Annotated in this window: 4 protein-coding genes; 3 read left to right on the top strand and 1 reads right to left on the bottom strand. The window is 58.6% G+C overall.

Annotated features, from left to right (window positions below):
- A partial coding sequence (locus NKH35_RS31100; RefSeq protein ID WP_352917509.1) for a lysine N(6)-hydroxylase/L-ornithine N(5)-oxygenase family protein occupies positions 1-1,269 on the top strand: 1,269 nt, incomplete at its 5' end.
- A gap of 245 nt (positions 1,270-1,514) precedes the next feature.
- Here the strand turns inward: NKH35_RS31100 and NKH35_RS31095 are convergent.
- Positions 1,515-1,673, bottom strand: a complete 159-nt coding sequence (locus NKH35_RS31095) for a hypothetical protein (protein ID WP_352917508.1) — start codon at positions 1,671-1,673, stop codon at positions 1,515-1,517.
- An 88-nt stretch (positions 1,674-1,761) separates the two neighbouring features.
- Between NKH35_RS31095 and NKH35_RS31090 the strand changes: the two genes are divergently transcribed.
- Positions 1,762-2,541: a phytanoyl-CoA dioxygenase family protein gene (locus NKH35_RS31090; RefSeq protein WP_352917507.1), complete on the top strand. Its 780-nt coding sequence runs from the start codon at positions 1,762-1,764 to the stop codon at positions 2,539-2,541.
- Between the two features lie 326 nt (positions 2,542-2,867).
- Positions 2,868-3,269: cupin domain-containing protein (locus NKH35_RS31085; protein WP_352917505.1), on the top strand; the 402-nt coding region annotated here is incomplete at its 3' end.

Here is a 3,269-nt window from a genome sequence, read left to right as displayed (position 1 = left end):
TCCAATTTGAGCCTTGCGTGTCAGCTACACGAGCAAGTTGGGCAAGGAGCGGTGTTCCTGGATCGGCAGGTCGACTTCCGCTGGCATCCAGGCAGTGCATTCGATTCCTCGGAGCTCCAGGTCAGCCACTTCAAGGACCTGGTCACTCTAGTGAATCCGCGATCAGCCTACACTTTCGTAAACTTCCTGCACGAGAACGGGCGTCTGTATCACTTCCTGAACGCACAGTTCGATGCCGTGCTCAGAGTGGAGTTCGAACAATACCTGAACTGGGTCTTCCACAGGAACCCACTTGTGCGTGGCGGTGAGACAGTACGCGAAATCCGCTTTGACGGCGAGTTTCGGGTGCGGACGGATAAGGCGGTTCTCGGCGCCAGAGACGTCGTGGTCGGCATTGGCAAGCAGGCGCAAATTCCGCCTCAGTTCCAGGGCTGGACTGGACGCAACCTGTTCCACTCATCTGTTTTACTGCACATCCACCCTGAGGTGCGGAGAAAGCATGTCTGCGTGGTCGGCGGAGGACAATCGGGAGCCGAGGTGATGTTGCATCTTATCGGCCTGCCGAAAGAACGGCGGCCTGCCTCGATCACTTGGGTCTCGCAGCGCGAAAACTATCTGCCTCTGGACAACAGCCCGTTCACAAACGAGTTGTTCATGCCCTGCTTTTCGGATCGTTTCGCGGCCATGAGCGAGTCGCAGCGTAAGCTGCTCCTGCGGCGTTTCGTGCTTGCCTCGGACGGCATTTCAGAAAGCACGTTGCGCGCGATCTATCAGGCGCTCTACCGCCACTCATTTTTCGAGCCAAACCGATCCGACATCACACTGCGGCCGGGCTGCACCGTCTCGAACTGCATCAACGCCGGCGCGGGTCACAGGCTGACCCTGCAGCACGGCATGGTCGAGGTCGAAGAAGTCAGGGCTGATATCGTCGTGCTGGCCACCGGTTACGAGAACGCGATCCCAGACTTCTTGGAACCTATCGCGCACCGGCTGGAGCATATCGACAATGAATTAGCTATTCGCGAGGATTTTTCGGTGAGCTGGGACGGACCGCGTGACAGGCGCATCTTCGTACAAAACGCGAGCCTCGGGCAGCGCGGCCTGGCCGATCCGAACCTAAGCCTGCTGGCCTGGCGCGCGCGCCGCATCCTCGATAGCCTTCTTGGGCGCGCGCCATGCGCGAACCCCGAGCATCCTGGCTTCATCAGCCATACGTCGATCGAGAGCTGGCCCGCCTCCGTAGCCGAAGAAATGGGCAGCGGGATATGACTCGTAAACTTCTGATCATCGGCGGTGGCATCCTGGGAATGATGTCCGCCTCCGCTGCGAAGGCCGGAGGCTTCTCCGAAGTCATCGTGACCGAACAAGTTCTTGGACCAAGCGGCGCATCGCATTATTCTGGCGGCGTGCATTTCCCCTACCGTTGTCAAGGCCGTACCAGGTCGCGCACTCGAAAGAGCGCCGTGGTCTTGGGGGCCATGGCTGGGTCGGCGGTCAGCGGATGGTGCCGGCCTTTAGCGATGCGTGTCGTGGCTGGACAGGGTGAAGCGGTTGATCCGGCCCAGTTTACCGAAGCCCTGGACCCGGCCGAGCATGACATAGGCAGTCTCGCGCCGAGCTTCACCGGACAAAATCCGTCGGAGCGGAACGCACTTAGCATCGCCGTCCCACATGCGTGGGCGTCTCCGTGGACCGCAACTAGCCACCGACTGCCCTAATTGGGGTCCGACCAACCAGTCTTTCCAACAGGAGGCTTTTCGCATGTTGACTGATACACAAAGAGACAAGTGGCAGAAAGACGGATACGTCAGGCTCGAAAGCTTCTTTGCGCCAGCGGCTCAGGAAGATATCTCTAATTTTGTCGAAGATGTGTCAGGCTGGGATGTCAGCGATGATAAATGGCTCATGTGGTTCGAGAAGACGACGGACAATCGAAAGATCATATCCAAGATCGAGAATTTTCTCGACTTCCATGATCCATTGCTTCGTTTGCTCTTAGAAGATCAGCGCATAAAGTCAGCAGTCGATGATTTGCTTGGAGAAGATTCGCGCAGGCTCAAGGAGTTGCTGATTTTCCACTACCCCGACAGCGGCAGCTATCTCCAGCATCAGGACATTTATCACATTCCACACATTCTCCCCGACCGGATGGTCCATGACTTGTTTGCCATAGCCATCGACGACTCCGACCCGGAAAACGGCGGGCTTTTCTTCAGCCCCGGCAACCACAAAAAGGGGGTCTTTCCCATGGATGCCGGTGGGGTGATCTATCCTCAAGTCGCCGAAACGTTCTCCTGGGAACCCGTAGTATGGAAGGCTGGCGACATCTTCATCTTCGACGATTACGCACCGCACTACTCACGACCGAACAAAAGCAATCGTTCTCGGCGGACACTCTACTTGGTGTTCCAGCGTGCCTCAACCGGTGGGCCGACCCGCGCTGAATATAACGTGCTTAAGCGCGCCCTTAACCCGCCCGAGGGCAAAGTGGCCGATCTCGACAATCTCAAGCCCCCAAATGGGATCTTCTATCGCGATTGAGCTCACGCAGCCAGGCGGAGGCATGCACACGAAACTGATCGACCGCTCAAAAAATGCGCGGACGGTATGGCGGTCTGATTTGCGAGCTCGCGGAGCATCGGACGCTTTGGCACGTGGATTGTGGAGGTGGTCGCAGGCGGTCTTCTGTGTGCCTACAGCCCGACTAGCGCCCCCCTTTTGGTCGCCCGCCTCCCGGCCCAGAGCTGCACTATCCTGGCCGGGCCGCCAACGGGTCGGACTGCCGTTTCTCTCCATGAAGTGCACTTGAGGCTGTTCGTTGGCAGCCGAAGGTCCGTCCCACTCTTCAACAGCTTAGGTTCGTTGTCATGCGCAAATACACGTTTTCTCGAACGGAGCTGTCGCGAGCGTTCGGTATCGACACGGCCACGCTTGGAACGGGCAGCGCTCGCACGGGGTTTTCGTTCGGAAAGGTTGGACCCGGGGTCACATCCGAGCCCCATCGGCACGACGAAATCGAGGCCTTCGTGGTCCTGTCTGGTGCGGGCAAGGTCACCACCGACCTTGGGGAAATCTCGGTCGAGGCCGGCGACGTCGTCCTGTTCCATCCTTTTGAAGCGCATGTGCTGCGCAATGAAGGGAACAAAGACCTGGATTTCGTCGATGTCTACTGGCGAGACGGCGAGGCCGCCCTTGATGCCGCTCCAAAGACCACGGCTCCAAGCGGGCCGACCTTCGGCTTCTCCGCGCCGCCAACGCCAAAGGGCGAT

The organism is Mesorhizobium sp. M1143, from assembly GCF_040318435.1.
In the GTDB taxonomy this organism is placed as follows: domain Bacteria; phylum Pseudomonadota; class Alphaproteobacteria; order Rhizobiales; family Rhizobiaceae; genus Mesorhizobium.
The sequence above is the reverse complement of the archived record's forward strand: the minus strand, read 5'-3'. Positions and strand labels throughout refer to the sequence as shown.